The 662-nt window shown below is 37.3% G+C and carries 2 protein-coding genes; one reads left to right on the top strand and one right to left on the bottom strand.

Annotation, left to right across the window (positions count from 1 at the left end; translation table 11 throughout):
* Positions 1 to 332, top strand: a 332-nt coding sequence (locus A9G38_RS12330; RefSeq protein ID WP_176700360.1) for a transposase, incomplete at its 5' end; no start/stop codon positions are given.
* Between the two features lie 93 nt (positions 333 to 425).
* On the opposite strand, the gene A9G38_RS09730 is transcribed toward A9G38_RS12330, so the two are convergent.
* Positions 426 to 662: IS30 family transposase (locus A9G38_RS09730; RefSeq protein WP_141671794.1), on the bottom strand; the 237-nt coding region annotated here is incomplete at its 5' end.

The raw sequence follows: 662 nt of genomic DNA, 5'->3' as shown, positions 1-662 counted from the left end.
GACATGATATCACTTATGCAGAAAACCTAGTTGAAAAGCTCGATGAAGTCAATACAGTGATAGCCGATAAAGGTTATGACAGCGAGCCTTTTCGGTGCTTTGTTCGTCAAAAAGGCGGACGAACGGTGATTGCTAAACGTAATTATGGTAAGGATATAGATAAAAGCAGTATGGATAGGTGCCTTTATCGCTATCGTCATTTAGTCGAGAATGCCTTTGCTAGAATCAAGCAATATCGTTCAATATCAACTAGATACGATAAGTTAGAAAGGAATTATGCTAGTATGGTATCACTGGCATTTATGTTAATGTGGCTGCCAATGTATTGTTGAGTAATTTATGTACAGCAAAGATCAACAGCCCCTAGTAGTTATGATTTGGATGCAAATGATTTTTTATAGGAAAAAGTAATTAAAAATGGAAGCCTAGATTACACCATGAAGTGCAATTCTTCTTAACTCCTTAGAATAAAAATCGGCAGGGCTTTTAAACTTATGCCGTTTTCTTGGGCGTGTGTTCAACAGATATTGTATTTTCTTTATCTGTTTGTCGTCAACTAATGAAATGGCCGCTGACTTAGGTATAAACTGACGTATTAAGCCATTGGTGTTTTCATTTGTGCCTCTTTGCCAGCTTTTATAAGGCTCCGCAAAGTACACGGT

The sequence above is a fragment of the Gilliamella sp. Imp1-1 genome, assembly GCF_001690415.1.
Classification (GTDB): domain Bacteria; phylum Pseudomonadota; class Gammaproteobacteria; order Enterobacterales; family Orbaceae; genus Gilliamella; species Gilliamella bombi.
Note: the sequence above shows the minus strand (reverse complement) of the source record. Positions and strands in the feature narration are given on the sequence as shown.